Here is a 22,778-nt window from a genome sequence, read left to right on the forward strand (position 1 = left end):
AAAATCGCGCGATGCAAATAAACGGATGAATGGGCCGCGATGCTGTTATACTGATGCGACACACCACGGGAGTCGATGCCATGATCCGTCCGCTTACCCTCGCCCTGCTGCTCGCCCTGTCGGCGACCCCACTTGCCGCCAAAGAGGTCGCGGCGACCGACTACGCCGCCGCGCTAGCCGATCCGGCGCGCCCCGCCGCCGACCGCGAACGCGATGCCGCGCGCAAGCCCGCCGAACTGCTCGCATTCGCGCAGATCGCACCGGACGAACAGGTCGGCGATTTTGTCATGGGCGGCGGCTATGTCACCCGCCTGCTCGCCGCCGCGGTCGGCCCGGCGGGCAAGGTCCACGCCTTCCAGCCCGCCGAGTTCATCGCGTTCAAGGCGCAATATGGCACCGATCAGGCCGCGGTCGATTCCGCCTATGCCAATGTCGACGCCGTCGCGGGTCCGTTCGCGGCGCCCGCCTTTGCCGTACCGCTCGACACGATCATCACGGTGCAGAATTTTCACGATCTGTATCTGAAACCCTTTCCCGAAGGCACTGGCGACAAGGCAAGCGCGGCGCTGTTCGCCGCGCTCAAGCCCGGCGGAACGCTGGTGATCGTCGACCACAGCGCCGCGGACGGAACGGGGACATCGCTGGCCGATAGTCTGCACCGGATCGACAAGGCGGCGGTTGTCGCGGCGCTGACCAAGGCCGGGTTCAAGCTCGAAGCCGAGAGCGACATCTACCGCCGCGCCGACGACCCGCGCACGACGAACGTGTTCGATCCCGCGATCCGCGGCAAGACCGACCAGTTTGCGCTGCGCTTCCGCAAACCCGCCTGAAAGAAACCCATGGCCGACGACGATTATGTCTATGACGAGGTGAGCGGCGAATGGTTGTCCGCCGCCGACCTCGCCGCACGCGCCGCCGCCGATGCCGCGGGACCGGAGGTGCGCGATGCGGTCGGCAACCTGCTGAGCGATGGGGATTCGGTTGTGCTGGTCAAGGATCTGACCGTCAAGGGCGCGGGGCAGACGTTGAAGGTCGGCACCGTGATCAAATCGATCCGCCTGACCGGCGACGCACAGGAAATCGACTGCCGTCACGACGGGATCAAGGGGCTGGTGCTGCGGGCGGAATTTGTGCGGAAGCGGTAGGGCGGCAAGCTGGCCGACGAGCGATCAACGACAGGGGGAAGACATCAATGCCATCGAAGATATTTGGAATGAGCCTTGTTGCGGTTGCGCTGCTGTCACCGAACGCCGGCCAAACCAAGGTGACGGAGCCGCCGAAGATCGCGTCACCGACAAAGTTGAAATCGGGAGAAGGCGCGGTGCGGCTGTCGGTGCGCACGCAAAAGCAGTTCACCGAAACCTTTTTCCTCTATTTCGTGCGGCTCGACGACAGCGGCAACGACAGCGATGCCTATGTCCGGATCGAGCGCGGCGCCGGGGTTCCGTTCGCCGGCAGCAATATGATCGATGTCAAACCCGTTATTTTTCGGATGCCGGCGGGCCGTTACCGCCTGCTGGGCTATACCATGCGATGCGAAGGCGTGCCTTTCGAAGGCGCGCTGTGTACCGGATCGATCAGCGGTCCGTTCCCGACCGGCTATTACAACAACCCTGCGCCGACCTTTGAGGTGAAGGACGGCGGCTTTACCGACGTCGGCGATTTCATCCTCGAATATACCGGACCGCGACCGATCGGCGAAATCAACGGCATCGCCGAGGTCGACGAGCATCGGTCGGACATTCGCTGGAAACCGATCGCGGCGCCCCGACCGGCCGCCTTTGCCGATCTTGGCGATGCGGGCGCGCCGGTGATCCCCGCCAAGTTCCAGTCGCGGATCACCTGCGAAGCGCGACCGCAAGGCGTCATGCTGTATATCCCGTTCAACTGTTGAGCAGGGTAGGCGTTACCCCAACGTCCCCTTCCGCGGCCCCAGATAGCCGAACAAATACGCCCCCACCTTGCGCATCTGGATCTCCTCCGCGCCCTCGGTGATGCGGTAGCGGCGGTGGTGGCGATAGATATGTTCGAAGGGCTTGTGCCGTGAATAGCCGATGCCGCCATGGACCTGCATCGCGCGGTCGGCGGCTTCGCAGCACAGGCGGTTCGCCCAATAATTGCACATGCTGACCTTGTCCGACAGCGTATGCTCGATCTCCTTGTGCGGGGTATTGTCCATGTCCCACGCGGTCTTGCGGATCAGCAGGCGCAGCATTTCGGCCTGGGTCGCCAGCTCGACGAGCGGGAACTGGATCGCCTGATTGCGCGCCAGCGCCTCGCCGAACGGCTTGCGCGTCCGGGCGTATTTCACGCTTTCCTCGATACAGAACACCGCAGCGCCCAGCGATGACGCCGCCTGGCGGATTCGGTTCTGGTGGACAAAACTCTGCGCGATCGACAGCCCGCCGCCGACCGGGCCGAGCCGCGCACTGTCGGGCACCCACACATTGTCGAACGTCATCCGCGGGTGGTCGGTCGGCATGTTGAAGGTCCACATATATTCGTCGACGGTCATCCCCGGCGTGCCGGTGGGGACGAGCAGGCAGGTGATCCCCTTCGCATCGCCGTCCTGACCGTCGGTGCGGCAAAAGGTCGCGCAGTGGGTGGCGACATGCATCCCGGTGATCCACATCTTGCGCCCGTCGATCCGCCAGCCGTCGATCCCATCGCGCGTCTCACGCACCCCGCGCGTTTCCATATGCGTCGCGTCGCTGCCATGATCGGGCTCGGTAAGCCCGAACGCGGTGCGCCGCTTGCCCTCGAAGCCGCCGAGGATGAACTCCTGCTTCTGCTCCTCGCTCGTAGCGAATTGTTCGAACATCTCCACGAACGGGAAATTGCCGACGATGCTATGCTCGTTCTGCAGGTCGTTGTGCAGCCCCAGCCCCTTCGCCGCAAAATGCTCACGGATCACCGCCATCCACAGGTTCGACCCGTCTTGGCCGCCATATTTCTTTGGCGCCGAGAAGCGCCAATGCCCCGCCGCATCGGCCTTGCGCGTCGCGGCGCGCAGCAATTGTTCCCAGTCGTGGCGCGGCAGCCCCTGATTGTCCCAATCGGTGCGCGCATGTTCGCGGCGGTGGTCGAAAAACCGGATATTGTCGTCGGCCTCCTCCAGCGGCTTGATCTCGGCGTCGATGAAGTCATCGAGTTCGTCCAGATACGCCTGCAACTCGGCGGGCATCGCAAAATCCATGTCTCTCTCCCTGTTATTCTTGGCCGCCCCAGGTTTCGCAGGCGCGCGCACGCGCCGCATATTTCGGGCTGTCGACGGCGCATTTGTCGAGCACCGCGCGGCGCAGTTTCGCGAGCAACCCGGTTTCGCCGAGGGTCATCGCGCCGCTCAGCAGCGCATCGGCCAGCGCCCGATCTTCGGCACGCGTTCCGGCATCCAGGTCGCGAATCACGATCCCCAGGGCGTTCATCGCTACCGCGGCCTGAAACTTCGCGTGGCCCGCAGCGCCGGGCTTGATCGCCGCGCCCAGCCAGTCGCGCACCGCCCGCACGATCTCGCCATTGGTCGGCTCGCCCGTCGGCGCCGCGGCGGCAGCAGGCGATAGCGGCAACGCCCTGCCCCGCTCGACCTCCGGCGCTTCCGTCTCCAGCAACAGCAACAGGTCGAGCTCTTGCTCGGCGGTGCGCCGCCCGACGACGACGCGCTCGACCGTCGGATCGGCGCCGCTGCGCCACGCCTGCCCCATCTGCAAGCAGCCCAGCGCCCACCACAGGGTCCGGTAGACCAGCCAGAAACGAAAGCGGTCGGGATCCACCGGCCCGCCGCCCGCCGCTTCATAGGCCGCGAAATATTCGGCGAGGCTGCCGACTCCGAACGCGGTTCGATCGAGCTGGCCGAATCGCCACACCGTCATGCAACCGAAAGCCAGATCCTCATGCGCGTCGCCGCGATGCGCCAACTCCCAGTCGAGCACGGCCGCCAGCCCGTCTCCATTGACCATGATATTGCCCATCCGGTAATCGCCATGCACCAGCACCGGGTCGGCAGGCAGCGGCAGATGCTCCTCGCACCAGCGGATCGCCAACGCGATCACCGGCCGGTCGCCGCCATAGTCCAGAAAACGCGCCTTCAGCTCGGCCAGCGCCGCGCCGGTGTCCATCAGCGGGATCGCGGCGGGGATGGCGTCTGCCGGAATCGCATGAATGCGCGCCAACTCGCGGCCGAGGTCGGCGAGCAGCGACGGCGGCGGATCGGGCAATATCTTTGCAGGGTTCACCTCGGCGATCACCCGCCGCATCACATAGCCGGTGCCGATGCCGTCGCCGTCCGTCAGCACCCCGACAACCTGGGGCGCCTTCACGCCTGCCGAATGGGCGGCGATCACCAGCGCCGCCTCGTCGGCATGGCCATAGGGCCGCCCCGCCATATAATCCGCCGACGGCGCGCGGCGCAGGACATAGCCGCCCGCCCCGCCTGGCCCGGTCCAGTCGAACGCCCAGCTTTCCATATTGGCGCCGCCCGACAAACGGACGAGACCGGTCAATTCACCGGGGCCGACAATGCGGGTCATCAAGCCGGGAAGCGCGTGACTCAGGCTGCTCATCGGCCAATAGTGCTTGCAGTTTACGTAAACGGCAAGCGAACATTTTGCTGCCCCGCCAGCGCGCGTGCCACGCCGAGAAACGTCGCCGTAATGCGGCTAGCGGCGCAGACTTTTGAGCCGCCGATCATACCATTTTGCGGCGAAATGCAGCCCCCACGCCAACGGGATCGCCGCAAACACCCAGTACCTGTCGGTCCGCGCGAGCAACCCTTCGTCGAGATGCATGGCATAGGCGAACAGAATGAGCATCGCGACCAGCGCGAGCATGATCGTCTGAAACCAGTTATGCCCGCTGCCCAACCGCGCCGGGTCGATCGGCAGCGGCGCACGCGCGGCAACCGCGGCCTCGATGCCGTCGCGGCGGGTGCGCCAGCCCGCGACATAGTCCCAGATTTCGATGCCGATCATGCCGACCTCGACGATGAAGACGCCCAGTCCGATTGCGGGCGCGTGAAAACGCTGCGGGATTGCCAGCAGGTCGAGCAGCCAGCCGCCGCCGAACACGATCGCGAGCAGCGCCCCGACCGCCCACATCGCCTGAAACGGAATCGCCGCGATCATCGCATCGACATGCGCCTCGACCTCGCCGCGCCAGCGTGCGACTTCCTCGGCCTTCACCCCCCGCGCCCGCCCGTCGCGGCCGCGATAGGCCGGACCCATTGCCGTATCGACGAACCAGCGGTCGAACCGCCGCAGCTCGGAATCGCGCATCTGCCGCTGCTGGAATTCGTTGATCAGCGTCATGGTCGCCCTCTGCTGCCCGCGGTGATACGGCAAGAAGTTTAAGGCGACACTAAACTGACGTAACTGAGCATTTCGCCGTTGGCCGATCCGGCGAGGCGGAAGTGAGGAAGCCGTTGCGGCCCACTCAAATCAGTAGGTCCTGACCCTAGCCCTTCTTGAACAGGGACTCGGCGATCGCCTTGTGGCTGGTCGCAGCGGCGCGGTGCGCCTTGACGCGCTCGATCTCGCCCACGAGCGTCGCGATACGGTCATCGAGTTCGGCCAGCGACAGCGGATCGAGCGGTTGTTTGGCCAGCGCCGCGAGAATGTCGTCGCGGCGGCGGGGAAGGTCGTCATCATCCATGGCGGCTCCTCTCTCTCGCTGGTCCCGCGGCGACTGTTGACCCGGTGCGCCACGCTGTCAATAAGGTGGCCGTGAGGGCGAATTGAAAAGTGGGGGAAATTTCAACGTGACCAGCCTGCCAGCGAGCATGACCGCCGTCGCCATCAGCGCGCCCGGCGGTCCCGAGATGTTGGTGCCCGAACAGCGCCCGGTGCCGCAGCCCGCGGCGGGCGAGGTGCTGATCCGCGTCGCCGCCGCCGGTGTCAACCGACCCGACGTGCTGCAACGCATGGGCTATTACCCACCGCCGTCGGGGGCGTCGGACCTGCCGGGGCTGGAAATCGCCGGAACGGTCGTGGCGGTCGGACCGGGGAGCGATCCTGAACTGTTGGGGCAGGCGGTGTGCGCTTTGGTAGCGGGCGGCGGCTATGCCGAATATTGCGTGGCGCCCGTCGGCAGCTGCCTGCCGGTGCCCAAGGGCTTTGCGATGACCGAGGCCGCGGCGCTGCCCGAGACCGTATTCACCGTCTGGCACAATCTGTTCGAGCGAGCGTGGGTGAAAGACGGCGATACGGTGCTCGTCCATGGCGGCACCAGCGGCATCGGGACGACCGCGATCGGCCTGTGCAAACTGTTCGATATCCGGGTCGTCGTGACCTGTGGCAGCGCCGACAAATGCGCCGCCGCGCTGGCGCTCGGCGCCGATCTGGCGGTCGATTATTCGACCGAGGATTATGTCGAGGCGGTCAAGACGTTCACCGGCGGACGCGGGGTCGATGCCGTGCTGGACATGGTCGGCGGCGATTATCTGCCGCGTAATCTGGCGTGCCTGGCCGAGGACGGGCGGCATGTGACGATCGCTTTCCAGCGCGGGATGAAGGTCGAGATCGACATCGCCGACGTGATGCGCCGCCGCCTGACCCTGACCGGATCGACGCTGCGCGCCCGCAGCGCCGACTTCAAGGCGGCGCTGGCCGACGAGATTCACCGCACCCTGTGGCCGCGACTGGCCGAGAGCGGCTGGAAACCCGCGATGGACCAGATTTTTCCGCTGGCCGAAGCCAGCGCCGCGCACGCCCGGATGCAGGCCGGCGACCATGTCGGCAAGATCGTGCTGATGGTAGCATAGGCCGGGACCGGGCGGCGCGCCGCGCCCCCTTGCCCCTTTCGCCAATCCGGTTTACAGCCGCCGCCATTATTCGGCCGCTCCGTGAGGGGCGGCCCTTATTATTTCCGCTTGGAGAAAATCGCCATGGCCACCGCCGACGCCACCCCGCTGATGCCGCATGCGACCGCCGCCTGGCTGGTCGACAACACCGGCCTGACCTTTATCCAGATCGCCGAATATTGCGGCATCCATATCCTGGAAGTGCAGGCGATCGCCGACGAGACCGCCGCGACCAAATATACCGGCCGCGATCCCGTCCGCGCGCACGAACTGTCGATGGACGAAATCGAAAAGGGTCAGAACGATCCGAACTACAAGCTCAAGATGAGCAAGCAGGCGCAGGACACCATCCGCCGCACGCGCGGCCCGCGTTACACGCCGGTCAGCAAGCGCCAGGACAAGCCTGATGGCATTGCCTGGATCCTGAAGAATCACCCCGAGGTTTCGGACGGTGCGATCGGCAAGCTGATCGGCACGACCCGCAACACGATCGGCGCGATCCGCGACCGCAGCCACTGGAACAGCGCCAATATCGTCGCCAAGGATCCGGTGACGCTGGGTCTGTGTTCGCAGCGCGAACTCGACGCGCTGGTCGCCAAGGCCGCGAAAAAGGCCGGCATCGCCGCGCCGACCGACAACCGGTTGGAGGGCGACCGCGAAGCGTTGCTCGAAGAACTGCGCGCCGAACGCACCGCTGCGAACGAAGCGCGCGCCGCCGAGGAAGCGGCCGAAGCGGCGGGCGAAGCCTGACCGATGGCGGGCAGCGATGACGACAATATCCCGGCGGCCAGCGGCTCGCCGGACGCATCGCTGACCCAGGACGACAGCTTTACTGCGACCAGCCACGCCGGGCTGACCTACCCCTGGGGCGATGCCGCGCCGGGGGCGGGCGAGACGATCCGCATTGCGCCGGGGATCAGCTGGGCGCGCATCCCGATGCCGGGGTCGCTCGGCCATATCAACAGCTGGCTGCTCGACGATGCCGATGATGGCGTCGCAATCGTCGATACCGGCATCTGTCTGACCATGTGTTCGGACGCGTGGAAGGCGCTTTATGCCGGGGCGCTGAACGGCAAGCGCATCACCCGCGTGATAGGCACCCACCTGCACCCCGATCATATCGGCCTGGCGGGCTGGATCGCGAAAAAGCAGGATGTGAAGCTGTGGATGACGCGCGGCGAGATGCTGACCGCGCGGGCGATCGTCGCCGATTCGTCGGACACCGCGCCCGACGAGGTGCTGGCGCAATCGCGCGCCGCGGGTTGGGACGACGCCGCGATCGAGACGCAGCGCACGCGCGGCTGGAATATGTTCCAGCGCATGATCTTCACCCTGCCGCGCAGCTATGTGCGGATCGAGGACGGCGACCGCATCGACCTGGGTGCCCACCAGTGGCGCGTCGTCACCGGGTCAGGGCACAGCCCCGAACATGCGTGCCTGTGGAACGAGCGCGAGGGCGTGCTGGTGTCGGGCGACCAGGTGCTGCCGCGGATCAGCTCGAACGTGTCGGTCAACATCACCGAACCCGACGCCGATCCGCTGGGCGAATGGCTGGCGTCGATCGACAAGCTGCTGAGCGTCGTACCCGCCGACGTCACCGTCTGCCCCGCGCATGGCGAGCCGTTCAAGGGGCTGCACGTCCGGTTGATGGCGCTGCGCGACGAACATCGGATGCGGCTTTATAATCTGGCCGAGGCTGCGGCCAAGGCGCCCATGCGTGCAGTTGACAGCTTCCCCCTGTTGTTCAACCGTCCGATCGGCGAGCATAATCAGGGGCTGGCGACCGGCGAGGCGCTGGCGCATCTGAAACGGCTGGAGGTCGAAGGCCGCGTCCGTCGCGAAGACCGCGACGGGGTCTGGTGGTATCACGGGGTGGCGTAGGGACGACGTGCTGACGGCGGCTTTGGGGTGGCTTCCCAACCGCCCTCCCTCAATCGCGCCGCTGCATGATCCAGCTGAACGCCATCGCGTTGAATATCGTATACAGCCCATAGAGGATCAGCGCGGTAAACCAGCTCCGCGTCGCGATCGCCATCGCGCCGACGAGGAGCAGGAATTCGAAGATATAGGTGATGTGCGGCCCCGCCTTGTCGGCGAGCGGCCGGACCATCTGCTGGATCAGCGGGTCGTCGCTTTCCATGAAGGCGCGGTGCATCGCGAAATTGGCGATGCCGGCACAGAAAATGGCGATGAGGGCGATTACCATAGGTTTGCAAATGGGGCGGACGGGCTGGAAATGCCAGCCTCTTTCGGGTTATAGTCGGCCATCGCACCGCTTTGGCCTTGCGCCAAATATCGAACGAACCCGGCCTTGCGCCGCCAGCGAAGGACGTCTTCCGTGACCTCTCTCCCCCGACTGGCCGCGCTATGCCTGCCGCTCGCACTTGTCGCGTCCCCCGCCGGTGCGGCGCAGGAACTTGCGAACCCGCCGCAGCCGAACCCCGCGCTTGCCGATCCGGTGCTGGCCAACCCGATCCCGACCGCGCTGGTGCCGCTCGACCCGCCGTTGCCCGATGCTGTGCGCGCGATGCTCGACGCGGCTTTTGCCGGCGGCGAGAATGACGATGTCGAAGCCGTGGTCCGCATCGCGCGGATGACCAATCCCGGCAATGTCGGGGAAATCGACGCGCTGCTTGCCTTTTACCGCAGCGGGCATCCGGCGGTGAACCCGCCCGATCCGGTCGCCGAGATGCTCGCAGCCGCGATGGCCAGCGGCAAGGATGCCGACGTCGAGGCGGTAGCGAAGCTGGCGAAAAATACCCGGCCCGACGACGCGGGGGACATCGAGGCGCGACTGGCCGCCTATCGCGCCGAACGCCAGCGGCTGAAGGACGAGGCCGCCGCGGCGGCGCGCGCCAAGCTGGCGGCGTCGAAATTCTGGCAGAATTGGAAGGGCGAGGGACAGATCGGTGCGTCGCAGAGCAGCGGCAACACCAAATCGGCGGGGTTGAGCGCCGGGATCGCGCTGGCGCGGCAAGGTATCGACTGGACCCACAAGCTGCGCGCGCAGGCCGATTATCAGCGCACCAATGGCCGCACCTCGGTCGAGCGCTATATCGGCGAAATCGAACCGCAATATCGCGTCAACGACCGTGCCTTCGCCTTTGGGCTGGCGCGGTGGGAGCATGACCGCATCCTGGGATATGACACGCGCTGGAACGTGTCGGGCGGGCTCGGGTACAAGCTGGTGGATACCAAGACGATGTCGCTCAGCCTGAAGGGCGGCCCGGCGTGGCGGCTGACCGATTTTGTCCGCGGCGAAACCGACAGCGAATTGACCGCGCTGGGCGGGATCGATTTCGGCTGGCAATTGTCGCCGACACTGCGGCTGACGCAGGTGGCCTCGACGATCGTCGGCGAAGCGAACAGCTCGACCAGTTCGCTGACCGCGCTCAATGCCAAGCTGACCGGCGCGCTGTCGGCGCGCATCGCCTATTCGGCGCAGATCGACACCAGCCCGCCGCCGGGCATCGAAAGCGTCGACACCCAGACGCGGTTTACGCTGGTGTACGGCTTTTAGGGCGCGGTTGCGGACCGCCCAAGAAACCTCGTCATTGCGAGCGAAGCGAAGCAATCCAGGGCGGTTTACGCCAACCTGGATTGCCACGTCGCTTTGCTCCTCGCAATGACGTAGAGGATTGACCCGCGGTCCGTTGTTCCGGCCTACGACGAGATGGAGAAAGCGGACAAGCGCCGCGACCTATTTGATCGCCGCCAGCGTGTAGAGAAATTCGGCGAAACCCATCGTCGCGTCGACCAGCCCGGCGACCTTGGGATTGGTCGAATCGATCAGGAAATATTCGTCGGGGGCGTGGGCGCCCGATCCGTGGCCGGTGCCGAAATGTCCTGCCGGGATCGACACCGGCGGCGCGGTGAAGGTCGCACCGGGCCAGCTGCCCGCGAGCCGCGCGTTGAGGTTGGTTGCGACGCCCATCCGCTTGTAGGTCGCCAGCGCAGTGCGGATCAGGCGGCTGTCCTCGGCGACTTCGGTCGGGTCGTAGCCCCCCGACACATTGACCTCGACATCCTTGAAGCCATGCTTGTCGAGATGGGCGCGCAGTTTCTGTGTCGCCTCGGCGCGGGTCTGGTTGGGGACGAGGCGCAGGTCGAGCTTGGCGACGGCGCGGCCGGGCAGGATCGTCTTGCCGCCGGGGCCGGTATAGCCCGCGACCAGCCCTTCGATATTGACCGTCGGTTCCTGCGCCAGCCGGATCAGCGCATCGTCATAGGCGAGGTTGTCGATCCAGTGCGTGACCCCCAGCGCCGCCTTTTGCTGCGCTTCATCCCCCGCCTTCGCAGCTTCGCGGATCAGCGCCTTCTCACGGTCGGTGAGCGGGCGGACATTCTCGAACCAGCCCTCGATTACGGGCTTGTTGCCGTCGGGGGTGACGAGCGTTTGCAGCGCCTGCACCAGCCGCCAGGCAGGCGAATCGACCATCGCCTTTAGGCTGGAGTGGACATCGCCCTTGGGCCCGCGGCCCCATTTTTCGCCGCTGGCGACCAGTTCGAGTTCGATGATCCCCTTCGACCCCAGGTTGACCGTGACATTGCCGTTGCGGCCCTGCGAGGCGAAGGGGATGAAGATGCCATCGCATTTCTTGAGCGCGGCAAGGATGTTGGGCTTGGTCGCGATCTGGCGGAAATGCGGCGAGCCGATCTCCTCCTCGCCCTCGCAGATCAGCACGATATTGACCGGCAGCTTGGCTTTCGCGGCGCGGATCGCGTGGAGCGCCGCAAGGAAGGTCGCCTCCGGCCCCTTCTGGTTGACCGCGCCGCGGCCCATGATCGCCTGCCCGAAACCGGGGCGCTCGACCATCCGGCCCTCAAGCGGCGGTGACGACCATTCGGCCGGGTCGAACTGTTTCACGTCATACATGAAATAGATGCCGAGCGTGCGCGGGGCGCCGACGTCGATCGTGCCGAACACCCCGGGCTGGCCGTCGGTGGGGACGATCTCGACATTGCCGAACCCCGCGTCACGCGCCAGTTCGGCCATATAGGCCGCGCCCTCGGCCATATTGCGGTTTTCGGCCGCAATCGAGGGCAGCGCGATCCAGTCGCGGATGCGCTTGATCGACGCCTCCTTGCCGGCCTCGGCGGCCTTGCGGATCGCGGCGCTCTGGCTGCTGGCGGCCAGGGCCGGGAAAGGCGCCATGACCGCAGCGCCCGCACCAAGCATGGCGGCGCCGCGAATCAGCTCGCGGCGGTTCGGTCGGTCGACGTTACGGAAATCCATGGCTTGCTCCCCTGCGGTATAAGTTTCGCGAGGAGTGTTCTTCAAATCGAGCGGCATAGCAAGGATGCACCGGCGAGATCCCGGTCTTCGCCGGGACAAGGGAAAGGGGGGACGGGCTGCGGCGTTTCACACCCCCGCCAGCAACCCCTCATCCTTGATCCGCTGCTGCCACAGTTTCGGCGCGTTGACGTGGACGTTCTGGCCTTCGCTGTCGACCGCCACCGTCACCGGGAAATCGCTGACCTCGAATTCGTAGATCGCCTCCATGCCCAGATCGGCGAAGCCGACGACCTGGCTGCCCTTGATCGCGCGCGCCACGAGATAAGCCGCGCCGCCGACGGCCATCAGATAGGCGCTCTTGTGCTTGGCGATCGATTGCGTCGCGGCGGGGCCGCGTTCGGCCTTGCCGACGCAGGCGAGCAGGCCTTGCTCCAGCATCATGTCCATGAACTTGTCCATGCGCGTCGCGGTCGTCGGGCCAGCGGGGCCGACGACTTCCTCGCCGACCGGATCGACCGGGCCGACATAATAGATGACGCGGCCCTTGAACTCGACGGGGAGCTGTTCGCCCTTGGCCAGCATGTCGGCGATGCGCTTGTGCGCGGCGTCGCGGCCGGTGAGCATCTTACCGTTGAGCAGCAGGCGGTCGCCCTGTTTCCAGCTTGCGACGACGTCGGGCGTCAGGGTGTCGAGGTCGACGCGGATCGCCGCTTTGTCGGGCGCCCAGTCGATCTGCGGGTAATCGGCGAGCGCGGGCGGTTCGAGGAAGGCGGGGCCGCTGCCGTCGAGCGTCACATGCGCGTGGCGCGTCGCCGCGCAATTGGGAATCATCGCGACCGGCTTCGACGCGGCGTGGGTCGGCCAGTCGGCGATCTTGACGTCGAGCACGGTGGCCAAGCCGCCCAAGCCCTGCGCCCCGATGCCGAGCGCATTGACCTTTTCATACAGCTCGACGCGCAGTTCCTCGGTCGGGTTCGACGGCCCGCGCGCAAGCAATTCGGTCATGTCGATCGGGTCCATCAGCGACTGTTTCGCCAGCAGCATCGCCTTTTCCGCCGTGCCGCCGATGCCGATGCCCAGCATCCCCGGCGGGCACCAGCCGGCGCCCATCTGCGGCACCATTTCGAGTACCCAGTCGACGATCGAGTCGCTGGGGTTCATCATCTTGAACTTCGACTTGTTCTCGCTGCCGCCGCCTTTTGCGGCGACGTCGATCACAACCTTGTTGCCCGGCACCATTTCGACATTGAGCACCGACGGCGTATTGTCCTTGGTGTTCACGCGGCTGAACGCCGGGTCGGCAAGGATCGAGGCGCGCAGCTTGTTTTCGGGGTGGAGATAGGCGCGGCGGACGCCCTCATCGACCACCTGTTGCAGGCTGCGGGGGCTGTCGAGGCGGCAGTCCATGCCCCATTTGATGAAGACGGTGACGATGCCGGTGTCCTGGCAGATCGGGCGGTGCCCCTCGGCGCACATGCGGCTGTTCGACAGGATCTGCGCCATCGCGTCCTTCGCGGCGAGCGAGACCTCGCGTTCGTAGGCGGCGCCGAGCGCGCGAATATAATCCATCGGGTGGAAATAGCTGATGTACTGGAGCGCGTCGGCGATGGTTTCGACCAGGTCGTCCTCGCGGATGATGATGTTGTTCATGGGTGCAGCCCCCTTTGCCCTGTTTTCCAGATTCGCGCCTCCCTAGACCCGGCGGCGCGGGGTGGAAAGGGGTCAGGTGCGGCGGCGGCCGAACCCCCGTCGCGGCGGGGCGGCGGCTTGCGGTTCGCTGCTGTTGGCGGCGGCGGTCGGGACGAAATCGACCAGCGGGCGTTTCTGGACCAGCGCGCGCCAGCTGCCCACGACGGCCAACGCGAGCAGCAGGAGCCAGCCGCCCGCCGCCGAGGGAACCAGCGCCCAGGCAAAGGCCGTGGGGGTAATAATCGCCATCACGGTCGGGATCGCGGCGAGGATCGCGACGGTGCCGAACAGCGCCCACCAGCGACCGAGTTGCGTCGCCGCCACCCCGATGACGACGTTGGTCACGGCGAGGAGGAGGAACTTCGCGGCCACCGGATAGGGCAGGCTGGCCATGGCGGGCGAATATTCGCCCGCGGTAAAGGCGGCCTGGATGTCGAAGAGGAGCCAGTTTTCATAACCATCGCATAACGCCGCCGCGACCGGGAGCGCCGCCGCGGCGAGCAGCGGTCGCGCCCGCAACTCGCGCCAAAGCGCGATACAGCCGCTGGTCAGGAAGCCCGCATAAAGCAGCATGTAGAGATAATCCTGCTCATTCCCGGCGCGCATCGCAGCGAGGCGCGTCACCTGTTGCGGGTCGGTGAAAAAGCCGAAGATCGCCTCGAGGTCGGCCTGACTCCCAGCAAATTCAAAGGCGAGGACAGGGGCGCCATAGCCCGACGCGATGTCATGGCCGGTCGGCGGAAAGACCTGACCGAGATGGAGGCCAAACAGGACCACCGCGATGCCGAAACCCAGCGTCCAGAGCCACGAGCGTGTCGGCGCGGGCGGTCGGTCACGCTGTGCTTCGATCCAGTGCTGAAGCCCCCCGACCATCGCGGGCGCTTACCCCGGTCGCACCAGTCGCTGTTCCCCGGCGAAAGCCGGGGTCCAGGGCGTCATCATCTGACGCCTGCTTCCTGCCGCCCTGGACCTCGGCTTTGGCTGGGGAACGGCTTTTACCTGTCTGTCGAATATCGTGGCCAACTGCGGAGCGCGCTCACGCACCCTATTGGCACTCGGCGCATTTGCCGCGCACTTCGATCACCGGACGTTCGGCAGCAAAACCCGTGGCATCCGCCGCGGCGCGGACGCCGCTCGACAATTTGTCATTGTCGATATGGACCGCGCTGCCGCATTCGTCACAGATCAGGAAGATACAGTCGTGCAGGCAGCCGGGATGGCTGTTGGCGACAAAGGCGTTGGCGCTTTCGACCCGGCGGACGAGGTTGTTGGCGACGAACAGGTCGAGGATGCGATAGACGCTGTTCGGCGCGACGCGCTTGCCGCGCGCCTTCGACACGATGTCAGCGATTTCATAGGCACTCGCGGGTTTGCCGATCGCGGCGACCGCATCAAAAATCTGCGCGCGCATGTCGGTCCACGCTTCGCCCGCGCCCTCCAGCGCGGTCTGCGCTGCCTTCGCGAGCGAGGCGCCGCTGGCCTCGACGTGCGGATGATCATGCTTGCCCATTGGCTGTTCCTCAGGCGCGCGAAAGCCCGCGCTAGCAATCGCATTAATGTAGGCCGTTTAACCGCCCCCCGCAAGCGGCGAACCGGTCCATTCCGGTGCCGGAGATCAGTGGCGTCGTCAGTGTCTGGCGCGGCGGTTGAGGTCGTGGCCGAGCGCGACGACCGCGACGCCGATCATCGTCGCCAGCACTTCGCTGCCGTCATGCGGCCGCGACAGCGCGCCCGCCATCATCCCCAACCCGAAGCTGCCGACCGCAAACGGCATCATATAGCCGTGGCTGAGCACACCCGACACAAGGGTGATGAGCGCAAAGCCAATTGCGATGATCAGACCGATTTCGTGGAACAGATGATTGTCGAGAAACACCCCGCCGACCGACGCGACCGACGCGAAAACGATCGTCGTTGCCAAGCAGTGGACCAGGCACAGTCCCGACAGGCCCATTGCGAGCTGGTCGCCCGACAGCGAGGTCAGCGGCCGTGCATCGCGCGCAGCCCGGACGATCGCGCCGACGCGCGTCAGGACAGGGGCAGGGCTGGCGACTTGGGTCACCCGATTCTCCATTGGGGCAATTGCGATGCCGGATATGGCATAACATGACAAAGGTTACAATGTCTCATTGCCGCCATTGTGATATTATCATCCCCCATCGAGGGGGAACGGAGCTATGCTTCTTCTTCCGTCCTGAGCGCCTTGCGGTCGAGCTTGCCGATCATCGTCTTGGGCAGGTTCAGCCGAATTTCGACGGCCTTCACCCGTTCATGCTTGCCAAGCTGCGGGTTGAGCCACGCCGCGAGCGCCTCGCCGGAAATCTCGAAGCCCTCCTCCAGCGTCACGAACGCCTTGGGCGCCTCGCCGCGATAGGCGTCGGGAACGCCAAGCACGATCGCTTCCTTGACCGCCGGATGCTCGTAAAGCTGCGCCTCGATCACGCTCGGATAGACTTTGAAGCCGCCGACCGCGATCATGTCCTTCAGCCGGTCGACGATGCGGATATAACCACCGTCCTCGACCACCGCGACGTCGCCGGTGCGCAGCCACCCGTCGGCAGTGAAGCTGTCGAGATCGGCATCGGGCCGGTTCCAATAGCCCTGCATGATCTGCGGCCCCTTCACTGCCAGCTCGCCCGGGTCGCCGTCGGGCGCGTCGCGGGTCGGGTCTTCCTTGTCGAGCAGGCGGATGTGGGTGGCGGGCAGCGGCTGGCCGATCGTGCCGGGGCAGACCGGGCCTTCATAGGGGTTGGTCGCCACCACCCCCGAGCTTTCGGTGAGGCCATAGCCTTCGACCAGCGAAGCCCCGGTTGCGGCGGTGAATTTCTCGCGCAGTTCGGCGGGCATCGGCGCGCCGCCCGAGATACAGATGCGTAGCGAAGAGAAATCGGTCGTCGCCAGATCGGCATGGTCGAGCAGCGCCTGATACATCGTCGGCACCCCGGGCAGCGCGGTCGTTTTCGTGCGGGTGATCGCCGCAAGCGCCTGTTTCGCATCAAAGCGCGGCAGCATCGTGATCGAACCGCCGTTGAGGACGGTGCGGTTGAGCACACAGGTGTTGGCAAAGACGTGGAAGAACGGCAGCACGCCCAGGATGCGGTCCGCCGCACCATGGTCGGGGTCGATGCTGTTCACCTGCCGCGCATTGGCGGTCAGGTTCTGGTGGGTCAGCTTGGCGCCCTTGGGCGTGCCGGTGGTGCCGCCGGTATATTGGATCAGCGCGATGTCGGTTTCGGCGTCGATCGCTACCGGATCGGGCCGACCGTCATTGGCGATCAGCGCCGAAAAGCGGATGACGCGCGGGTCGGACGGGATGGGTGCAATCTCGGCCCGCTTGAACATTCGGTAGAGCATCGATTTGGGTGCCGGCAGTCCCCCGGCGACCGAGCCGACAACGAGCCGCTGAAGGCTCGACCCGTCGAGCACCTTGAGCGCGGTGGGGAGCAGCGCCGCGGCGCTGACCGTGAACAGCGTGTCGGTGCCCGAATCCTCGACCTGCTCCTCCAGTTCGCGGGCGGTGTAGAGCGGCGAGAAATTGACCACCGTCGCCCCGGCGGCGAGGGCGCCATAATAAGCGGCGACATAATGCGGGACGTTGGGCAGGAACAGCCCGACCCGACTGTCCTTGCCGATGCCAAGCTGTTGCAGCCCGCGCGCGACCCGCGCCGCGCCGCGCGCAACCTGGGCATAGCTGAACCGCCGACCCATGAAATCCAGCATCGCCGCATCGCCGCGCCGTGCGACGCTGGCGGCGAGCATATCGGGCAACGACAGCGACGCAAACTCCTGGTCCCACGGCGTGGGATGATGATAATCGGTCGACCAGGAAAAGCGGCTGTCCATCGCGGGTTACGATCCTCTCGAATTGGGGGTTCCTTACACTAGGGTCAGTAAGCATCGATTTGCAACCGGGCTCGCTTGCAGCCCGTCATCGGTGCGGCTAGGCAGCGGAGGTCGTTCTCGCCAGGGGTTTTGCCATGTTGCAGCTGTCATCGCGCTTTGCCGCGCCGCTTATCCTCCTCATCGGCGCGGTCGCCGTGCCGGCCGCCGCAAAGGACAAGGCGCCGCCGGCTCGTCCGGCACAGATCCAGGAACTTTATGCGTGCCGCGACATCGTCGATCCGGCCGCGCGCCTCGCCTGTTTCGACCGCGAAGTCGGCGAACTGTCGACCGCCGACACGGCGCGCGAGATCACCTTTACCGACCGTGACACCGCCAAAAAAGCGCGGCGCGGCCTGTTTGGTTTCTCCTTTCCCAAGCTCGGCGGCATTTTCGGCGGCGACGAGGACGAGGTCAAGGAAATCGAAACGACGATCCGGTCGGTCAGCATCGACCGTTCGGGCAAATATACGCTGGCGATGGAAGACGACGCCGTGTGGGTGCAGATCGACACGACCAAGCTGCCGCGGCAGCCCAAGCCGGGACAAAAGGTGAAGATCAAGGTCGCGACGATGGGCAGCTATTTCGCAACGATCGACGGCGGCCGCACGATTCGCATGAAGCGCGACCGCTGATCGCCGCGCGCGGCCGCGCGAGCGCATGATGGCGGGGCGCGTGATGGCGGGAGACGCCGCGATACCGACGGCAGCGCCGGGCACGCCGCCCTTTGTCCTGCTCGACGATGCGCGCGTCGACGGTGCGGCGGCGGCGCGACTGTTCGTCGAACCGGTCGAGATATTGACCGCCCCGTCGGCGGCAGACATCCCCGACTTGCTGACAGCGATTGAGGCCGCGCAGGGACGCGGACTGCATGCCGCGGGCTATCTGGCCTATGAAGCGGGGCACGGGCTGGCACCGGCCTGGCGCGGCGGCGTCGGCACGGCGGCGGGGTCCGAAGCAATGCCGCTCGGCTGGTTCGCGCTGTTTGAACATGTCCAGCGGATCGACGCCGATGCGGTCGCGGCGCACTTGCCCGATCCGGCGGGTGCATGGATCGGCGCGGTGACGCCGCTGGTGACCCGCGCCGACTATCTGGCGCGGGTCGCGGCGGTGCTGGCGCTGATCGAGGCGGGCGACATCTATCAGGCGAATTTGACCTTTCGCGCCGAGGTGCCGGTGCTGGGCAATGCGCTGGCGATCCACGCGCGGCTGCGGCAGACGGCGCGCGCGGGCTATGGCGGGGTGATCTGGACCGGCACACAAGCGATCGTGTCGCACTCGCCCGAACTATTCTTTGCGCTGCGCGGCGGGCAAGTGATGGCGCGGCCGATGAAAGGCACGGCGGCGCGATTGCCCGATGCCGAAGCCGACGCGGCGGCGGCGCGCGACCTGGCCGATGATCCGAAACAGCGCGCCGAAAATCTGATGATCGTCGATCTGATCCGCAACGATCTGTCGCGCGTCGCGGTGCCGGGGTCGGTCGCGGTGCCCGACCTGTTCCGCGTCGAGAGCTTTCCGACGATCCACCAGCTCGTCTCTGACGTCAGCGCGCGCCTGCCCGGCGGCGTCGGCGCGGTCGATGTCCTGCGCGCCGCGTTTCCGTGCGGATCGATCACCGGCGCCCCCAAGGTGCGGGCGATGGAGATCATCGACGCATTGGAAGGCGATGCGCGCGGCATCTACACCGGGTCGATCGGATTCATCGAGCCTGGCGGCGATGCGGCGTTCAATGTCGCGATCCGCACGTTGGTCTTTCCCGATTCCAGCGACTTGCATGGCGGCGCAAATCGCGCCACGCTGGGACTGGGTTCGGGAATCGTCGCCGACAGCCAGCCGGCTGACGAATGGCGCGAATGTCTGGCGAAGGGGGAATTTGTGGCGGCAGCGGGGGCGCGTTTCGACCTGATCGAAACCATGTTCTTCGATCCGATCGAGGGCGTCCAGCGGCTGGAAGGTCATCTGGCGAGGATGAAAGCGAGTGCCGAGGCGCTTGGCTTTGCCTTTGATCGGCATGGTGCGCGCAACAGCCTGCAATCGGCGACCTTTCGCCTGCGTCACGCGGCGCGGGTGCGGATGCGGCTGGCGCCGTCGGGGGCGCTGGCGGTTGAGGTGTCGCCGCTGCCGCGGCTCGCCGAACTGCCGGTGCCGGTGGCGGTGCGGCCAGTGCCGATGGCCGCCGATGATTTTCGGCTGGCGCACAAGACCAGCCAGCGCGCCGACTATGACGCGGCACGGCACGACAGCGGCGCCGCCGAAGTCGTGTTTGTGGACGAGCCGGGTTTCGTGACCGAGGGCAGTTGGAGCAATATCTTTGTCGAGCGCGACGGCCAGTTGCTCACCCCGCCGCTGGCGCTGGGGCTGCTGCCCGGGGTGCTGCGCGCCGAGCTGATCGACAAGGGCCGCGCGGTCGAATCGCATCTGCGGCTCGCCGATCTGGCGGACGGCTTCTTTATCGGCAATTCGCTGCGTGGGCTGATCCCGGCGCGATTGGCGAAGGAAATCGCGCCGTGACGGAGATGGGCTGAATCTGTTACCGCGCTAAAGCAGTGGACGGGAGAGTCAGCCCGGCCGTAAGACCGGGCGCTGTCTGTCCTCTCGGTCGGTGCTGCGCTGCATAGGTAAATTATCAACCAGCGCGCTTGCGAATGTCAGACGAAGGCTTTAGGCGCGGCCCCGCGCAATTTCCTGTCAAATCGCCGCCTGTCCGCGCCAGCCACGGAAAGTATCGTCATGTCGTTCAAGCCGCATATCTCCGCCGCCCTGAAACGCATCCAGCCGTCGGCAACGCTCGCGATGACCGCGCGCGTATCGGCGCTGAAGGCCGCGGGCGTGGATGTGATCGGGCTGAGCGCGGGCGAGCCCGATTTCGATACGCCTGATTTCGTCAAGGAAGCGGCGATCGAGGCGATCCGCAATGGCCAGACCAAATATACGCTGGTCGACGGCACCGTGGCGCTGAAAGAAGCGATCCGCGGCAAGTTCCGCCGCGACAACGGGCTGGAATTCGGGCTCGACCAGATTTCGGTCAATGTCGGCGGCAAGCACACCTTGTTCAACGCGCTGGTCGCGACGGTTGACAAAGGCAACGAAGTCATCATCCCGGCGCCCTATTGGGTCAGCTATCCCGACATTGTCGCCTTTGCGGGCGGCACGCCTGTGATCATCGAGGGCAGCGCGGCGCAAAATTACAAGATCACCCCCGCGCAGCTTGACGCCGCGATCACCGATAAGACGCGCTGGGTGATGCTCAACTCGCCGTCGAACCCGTCGGGCGCCGCCTATTCGGGCGCCGAGCTCGACGCATTGGGTGAAGTCATCCGCCGCCACCCGCATGTGATGGTGATGACCGACGATATGTACGAGCATGTCTGGTATGCTGATTTCGCTTTTACCACCTTTGCGCAGCGCTGCCCCGACCTGATCGACCGCATCCTGACCGTCAACGGCTGTTCGAAAGCCTATGCGATGACCGGCTGGCGCATCGGTTACGCCGGCGGCCCGGCGTGGATCATCAAGGCGATGGGCAAATTGCAGTCGCAATCGACGTCGAACCCCTGCTCGATCGCGCAGGCCGCCGCGGCGGCCGCGCTCGGCGGTCCGCAGCAGTTCCTCGACGACCGAAACGCCGCGTTCAAGAAGCGCCGCGACATGGTCGTCGCGATGCTTAACGATGCCCCTGGGTTGACCTGTCCCACCCCCGATGGTGCCTTCTATGTCTATCCCGATGCCTCGGGCTGTATCGGCAAGAAGACCCCCGACGGCAAGGTGATCGACAGCGACGAGGCGCTGATCGACTATTTCCTCGACAGCGCAAAGGTGGCGGCGGTCCATGGCGGTGCCTTTGGCCTCTCGCCGGCGTTTCGGGTCTCCTATGCGACGTCGGAGGCAGTGCTGAAGGACGCTTGCGTACGGATCCAACAGGCGTGCGCGGCGCTGCGCTGAGCTGGCCAACCGCCGTTCGCACGGATCAAGATACCGTTTGTCCTGAGGAGCCATTGAGCTTGTCGAAATGGTGTCTCGAAGGGCCGCCGCGCAGGCGTCCTTCGAGACGGGCCTTCGCCTTCTCTCAGCCCCTCCTCAGGACAAGCGGAGTTTCGTTCTCGATTTCACGATAGAGTTTTCAGCCCGCATAGGAATTCTGTACCGACCGGTCTTGTAATGTCGGCGGCGGAGCCTATTTGAACCTGAACGGCGGTTAAGCGCCCGGTTCACCGGATAGTAAGCCATCCTGTTTAGGGTGACGGACATCACTGCACGGTTGGTCGGGGCGCGCCACATCGTCGGTGTAACCAAAGCGGTTTTGGCCGCGAACCAAGATAGATGAAAAAAGAGGCTCCCCATGCTCAATCTCTTCCGCTCCGACTGGTTCTTGTCGATGCTCGCCGGCTTCGCGATTGGCGCGACCTATATCGTGCTCAACCAGCCCATGCTGCCGATCCCCGCGTGACGCAAGCGCGCCGCGCACCGTTCAGCCGTATTATCGCGACACTCGTCGCGGGCGCGATCGTGGCGCAATGCGCCCCGGCGCAGGCCGAAAGCGTCGTCAAGCTACCCGCTGCCGCCGTTGATCCGGCGGTCAAGGCGAAGCGCGCGACCGCGGTGCTCGCGGGCGGCTGTTTCTGGGGTGTCGAGGGCGTCTTTGCCAATGTGAAGGGCGTCATCTCGGTCGAATCGGGCTATCATGGCGGCAGCGCCGCGACCGCGAAATATGAACTGACCCACGACGGCAAGTCGGGCCATGCCGAGGCGGTACGGATCGTCTATGATCCGAGCCAGGTCAGCTATGGCAGCTTGCTGCGCGTGCTGTTTTCGGTGGTCGCCGATCCGACGCTGAAGAACCGCCAAGGGCCGGACGTCGGATCGCAATATCGCGCCGCGATCGTCCCGCTTGACGCGACGCAGCGCCAGGTCGCGACCAGCTATCTGGCGCAGATCGGCAAGGGCCGATATTTCGCCAAGCCGATCGTCGTGCCGGTCGAAAGCTACAAGCGTTTTTACCGCGCCGAGGTCAATCATCAGGATTTCATGCGCCGCAACCCGTCGAACGGCTATATCGTCCGCTGGGACGCGCCGAAGCTGGCGGCGCTGAAACGACTGTTCCCGGCCATGGTCCGCGCGTCCCCCGCACCCTGACGGCCGCGCCGTTCCCCCACTCGTCGCGCCAGAAGAATCGTTCATCGC

22 protein-coding genes are annotated in these 22,778 nt (G+C 65.7%); 11 read left to right on the forward strand and 11 right to left on the reverse strand.

The annotated features are described in order from the left end of the window. Nucleotides 1-80: 80 nt before the first annotated feature. From J2X44_RS15955 to J2X44_RS15965, 3 genes are all read left to right on the forward strand, one after another. Complete coding sequence (locus tag J2X44_RS15955) at nucleotides 81-830, forward strand: methyltransferase (protein ID WP_310086189.1); 750 nt, start codon at nucleotides 81-83, stop codon at nucleotides 828-830. A gap of 9 nt (nucleotides 831-839) precedes the next feature. Further along, a complete protein-coding gene (locus J2X44_RS15960; protein WP_310086192.1) occupies nucleotides 840-1,145 on the forward strand; it encodes an alkylphosphonate utilization protein in 306 nt (101 codons plus the stop codon). Between the two features lie 119 nt (nucleotides 1,146-1,264). Next, nucleotides 1,265-1,894, forward strand: coding sequence for a hypothetical protein (locus J2X44_RS15965; protein ID WP_310086196.1), 630 nt, complete (start codon nucleotides 1,265-1,267; stop codon nucleotides 1,892-1,894). Between the two features lie 12 nt (nucleotides 1,895-1,906). Here the strand turns inward: J2X44_RS15965 and J2X44_RS15970 are convergent, their stop codons facing one another. From J2X44_RS15970 to J2X44_RS15985, 4 genes are all read right to left on the reverse strand, one after another. Then, on the reverse strand, nucleotides 1,907-3,196 hold the full coding sequence (locus J2X44_RS15970) for an acyl-CoA dehydrogenase family protein (protein WP_310086198.1): 1,290 nt from the start codon (nucleotides 3,194-3,196) through the stop codon (nucleotides 1,907-1,909). A 13-nt stretch (nucleotides 3,197-3,209) separates the two neighbouring features. Continuing rightward, entirely contained in the window at nucleotides 3,210-4,559 is a 1,350-nt protein-coding gene (locus J2X44_RS15975; RefSeq protein ID WP_310086200.1) for a phosphotransferase family protein, read from the reverse strand. Nucleotides 4,560-4,655: 96 nt separating this feature from the next. Continuing rightward, nucleotides 4,656-5,303, reverse strand: a complete 648-nt coding sequence (locus J2X44_RS15980) for a hypothetical protein (RefSeq protein ID WP_310086202.1) — start codon at nucleotides 5,301-5,303, stop codon at nucleotides 4,656-4,658. A 145-nt stretch (nucleotides 5,304-5,448) separates the two neighbouring features. Continuing rightward, nucleotides 5,449-5,646 carry a DUF1192 domain-containing protein gene (locus J2X44_RS15985; protein WP_310086205.1) on the reverse strand — a complete coding sequence of 66 codons (198 nt, stop codon included), beginning with the start codon at nucleotides 5,644-5,646 and terminating at the stop codon, nucleotides 5,449-5,451. Nucleotides 5,647-5,752: 106 nt separating this feature from the next. Between J2X44_RS15985 and J2X44_RS15990 the strand changes: the two genes are divergently transcribed. The 3 genes from J2X44_RS15990 (at nucleotide 5,753) to J2X44_RS16000 (ending at nucleotide 8,674) form a co-directional block, all read left to right on the forward strand. Then, nucleotides 5,753-6,754 carry an NAD(P)H-quinone oxidoreductase gene (locus J2X44_RS15990; RefSeq protein ID WP_310086208.1) on the forward strand — a complete coding sequence of 334 codons (1,002 nt, stop codon included), beginning with the start codon at nucleotides 5,753-5,755 and terminating at the stop codon, nucleotides 6,752-6,754. A gap of 150 nt (nucleotides 6,755-6,904) precedes the next feature. Next, a complete protein-coding gene (locus J2X44_RS15995; protein ID WP_310087094.1) occupies nucleotides 6,905-7,543 on the forward strand; it encodes a DUF1013 domain-containing protein in 639 nt (212 codons plus the stop codon). A 3-nt stretch (nucleotides 7,544-7,546) separates the two neighbouring features. Continuing rightward, complete coding sequence (locus J2X44_RS16000) at nucleotides 7,547-8,674, forward strand: MBL fold metallo-hydrolase (protein WP_310086210.1); 1,128 nt, start codon at nucleotides 7,547-7,549, stop codon at nucleotides 8,672-8,674. A gap of 49 nt (nucleotides 8,675-8,723) precedes the next feature. On the opposite strand, the gene J2X44_RS16005 is transcribed toward J2X44_RS16000, so the two are convergent. Then, nucleotides 8,724-8,999, reverse strand: coding sequence for a hypothetical protein (locus J2X44_RS16005; RefSeq protein ID WP_310086213.1), 276 nt, complete (start codon nucleotides 8,997-8,999; stop codon nucleotides 8,724-8,726). A gap of 132 nt (nucleotides 9,000-9,131) precedes the next feature. Between J2X44_RS16005 and J2X44_RS16010 the strand changes: the two genes are divergently transcribed. Beyond that, the gene (locus J2X44_RS16010) at nucleotides 9,132-10,313 is read left to right on the forward strand and encodes a DUF481 domain-containing protein (RefSeq protein WP_310086215.1); all 1,182 of its coding nucleotides are present in this window, start codon (nucleotides 9,132-9,134) and stop codon (nucleotides 10,311-10,313) included. 180 nt (nucleotides 10,314-10,493) lie between these two features. Here J2X44_RS16010 and J2X44_RS16015 read toward each other — a convergent pair whose 3' ends face one another. From J2X44_RS16015 to J2X44_RS16040, 6 genes are all read right to left on the reverse strand, one after another. Further along, the gene (locus tag J2X44_RS16015; protein WP_310086218.1) at nucleotides 10,494-12,029 is read right to left on the reverse strand and encodes a M20/M25/M40 family metallo-hydrolase; all 1,536 of its coding nucleotides are present in this window, start codon (nucleotides 12,027-12,029) and stop codon (nucleotides 10,494-10,496) included. 126 nt (nucleotides 12,030-12,155) lie between these two features. Next, on the reverse strand, nucleotides 12,156-13,679 hold the full coding sequence (locus J2X44_RS16020; protein ID WP_310086221.1) for a fumarate hydratase: 1,524 nt from the start codon (nucleotides 13,677-13,679) through the stop codon (nucleotides 12,156-12,158). 72 nt (nucleotides 13,680-13,751) lie between these two features. Then, entirely contained in the window at nucleotides 13,752-14,591 is an 840-nt protein-coding gene (locus tag J2X44_RS16025; RefSeq protein WP_310086223.1) for a hypothetical protein, read from the reverse strand. 172 nt (nucleotides 14,592-14,763) lie between these two features. After that, the gene (locus J2X44_RS16030) at nucleotides 14,764-15,228 is read right to left on the reverse strand and encodes a transcriptional repressor (protein WP_310086226.1); all 465 of its coding nucleotides are present in this window, start codon (nucleotides 15,226-15,228) and stop codon (nucleotides 14,764-14,766) included. A 117-nt stretch (nucleotides 15,229-15,345) separates the two neighbouring features. After that, on the reverse strand, nucleotides 15,346-15,780 hold the full coding sequence (locus tag J2X44_RS16035) for a MerC domain-containing protein (protein WP_310086229.1): 435 nt from the start codon (nucleotides 15,778-15,780) through the stop codon (nucleotides 15,346-15,348). A gap of 113 nt (nucleotides 15,781-15,893) precedes the next feature. Beyond that, entirely contained in the window at nucleotides 15,894-17,561 is a 1,668-nt protein-coding gene (locus tag J2X44_RS16040; RefSeq protein ID WP_310086233.1) for an AMP-binding protein, read from the reverse strand. Nucleotides 17,562-17,695: 134 nt separating this feature from the next. Between J2X44_RS16040 and J2X44_RS16045 the strand changes: the two genes are divergently transcribed. The 4 genes from J2X44_RS16045 to msrA all read left to right on the forward strand — a co-directional run bounded on the left by J2X44_RS16045 (nucleotide 17,696) and on the right by msrA (nucleotide 22,730). After that, nucleotides 17,696-18,232, forward strand: a complete 537-nt coding sequence (locus J2X44_RS16045) for a hypothetical protein (protein ID WP_310086235.1) — start codon at nucleotides 17,696-17,698, stop codon at nucleotides 18,230-18,232. Nucleotides 18,233-18,275: 43 nt separating this feature from the next. Continuing rightward, nucleotides 18,276-20,108, forward strand: coding sequence for an aminodeoxychorismate synthase component I (pabB, locus tag J2X44_RS16050; protein WP_310086240.1), 1,833 nt, complete (start codon nucleotides 18,276-18,278; stop codon nucleotides 20,106-20,108). A 219-nt stretch (nucleotides 20,109-20,327) separates the two neighbouring features. Next, nucleotides 20,328-21,539: a pyridoxal phosphate-dependent aminotransferase gene (locus J2X44_RS16055; protein ID WP_310086243.1), complete on the forward strand. Its 1,212-nt coding sequence runs from the start codon at nucleotides 20,328-20,330 to the stop codon at nucleotides 21,537-21,539. Between the two features lie 501 nt (nucleotides 21,540-22,040). Then, nucleotides 22,041-22,730, forward strand: a complete 690-nt coding sequence (gene msrA / locus J2X44_RS16060) for a peptide-methionine (S)-S-oxide reductase MsrA (protein WP_310086245.1) — start codon at nucleotides 22,041-22,043, stop codon at nucleotides 22,728-22,730. Nucleotides 22,731-22,778 lie beyond the last annotated feature (48 nt).

Origin of the sequence: Sphingopyxis sp. BE259 (genome assembly GCF_031457495.1) — a bacterium.
GTDB lineage: Bacteria > Pseudomonadota > Alphaproteobacteria > Sphingomonadales > Sphingomonadaceae > Sphingopyxis.

What these genes read in the sequence shown, in the direction of transcription:
- pabB (WP_310086240.1), top strand. Translation starts at nt 18,276, where the DNA reads ATGGCGGGAGACGCCGCGATACCGACGGCAGCGCCGGGCACGCCGCCC.
- J2X44_RS16045 (WP_310086235.1), top strand. Translation starts at nt 17,696, where the DNA reads ATGTTGCAGCTGTCATCGCGCTTTGCCGCGCCGCTTATCCTCCTCATC.
- J2X44_RS15970 (WP_310086198.1), bottom strand. Translation starts at nt 3,196, where the DNA reads ATGGATTTTGCGATGCCCGCCGAGTTGCAGGCGTATCTGGACGAACTC.
- J2X44_RS15975 (WP_310086200.1), bottom strand. Translation starts at nt 4,559, where the DNA reads ATGAGCAGCCTGAGTCACGCGCTTCCCGGCTTGATGACCCGCATTGTC.
- J2X44_RS16040 (WP_310086233.1), bottom strand. Translation starts at nt 17,561, where the DNA reads ATGGACAGCCGCTTTTCCTGGTCGACCGATTATCATCATCCCACGCCG.
- J2X44_RS15980 (WP_310086202.1), bottom strand. Translation starts at nt 5,303, where the DNA reads ATGACGCTGATCAACGAATTCCAGCAGCGGCAGATGCGCGATTCCGAG.
- J2X44_RS15995 (WP_310087094.1), top strand. Translation starts at nt 6,905, where the DNA reads ATGCCGCATGCGACCGCCGCCTGGCTGGTCGACAACACCGGCCTGACC.
- J2X44_RS16005 (WP_310086213.1), bottom strand. Translation starts at nt 8,999, where the DNA reads ATGGTAATCGCCCTCATCGCCATTTTCTGTGCCGGCATCGCCAATTTC.
- J2X44_RS16055 (WP_310086243.1), top strand. Translation starts at nt 20,328, where the DNA reads ATGTCGTTCAAGCCGCATATCTCCGCCGCCCTGAAACGCATCCAGCCG.
- J2X44_RS15955 (WP_310086189.1), top strand. Translation starts at nt 81, where the DNA reads ATGATCCGTCCGCTTACCCTCGCCCTGCTGCTCGCCCTGTCGGCGACC.
- J2X44_RS15960 (WP_310086192.1), top strand. Translation starts at nt 840, where the DNA reads ATGGCCGACGACGATTATGTCTATGACGAGGTGAGCGGCGAATGGTTG.
- J2X44_RS16025 (WP_310086223.1), bottom strand. Translation starts at nt 14,591, where the DNA reads ATGGTCGGGGGGCTTCAGCACTGGATCGAAGCACAGCGTGACCGACCG.
- J2X44_RS16015 (WP_310086218.1), bottom strand. Translation starts at nt 12,029, where the DNA reads ATGGATTTCCGTAACGTCGACCGACCGAACCGCCGCGAGCTGATTCGC.
- J2X44_RS16020 (WP_310086221.1), bottom strand. Translation starts at nt 13,679, where the DNA reads ATGAACAACATCATCATCCGCGAGGACGACCTGGTCGAAACCATCGCC.
- J2X44_RS16000 (WP_310086210.1), top strand. Translation starts at nt 7,547, where the DNA reads ATGGCGGGCAGCGATGACGACAATATCCCGGCGGCCAGCGGCTCGCCG.
- J2X44_RS15985 (WP_310086205.1), bottom strand. Translation starts at nt 5,646, where the DNA reads ATGGATGATGACGACCTTCCCCGCCGCCGCGACGACATTCTCGCGGCG.
- J2X44_RS16030 (WP_310086226.1), bottom strand. Translation starts at nt 15,228, where the DNA reads ATGGGCAAGCATGATCATCCGCACGTCGAGGCCAGCGGCGCCTCGCTC.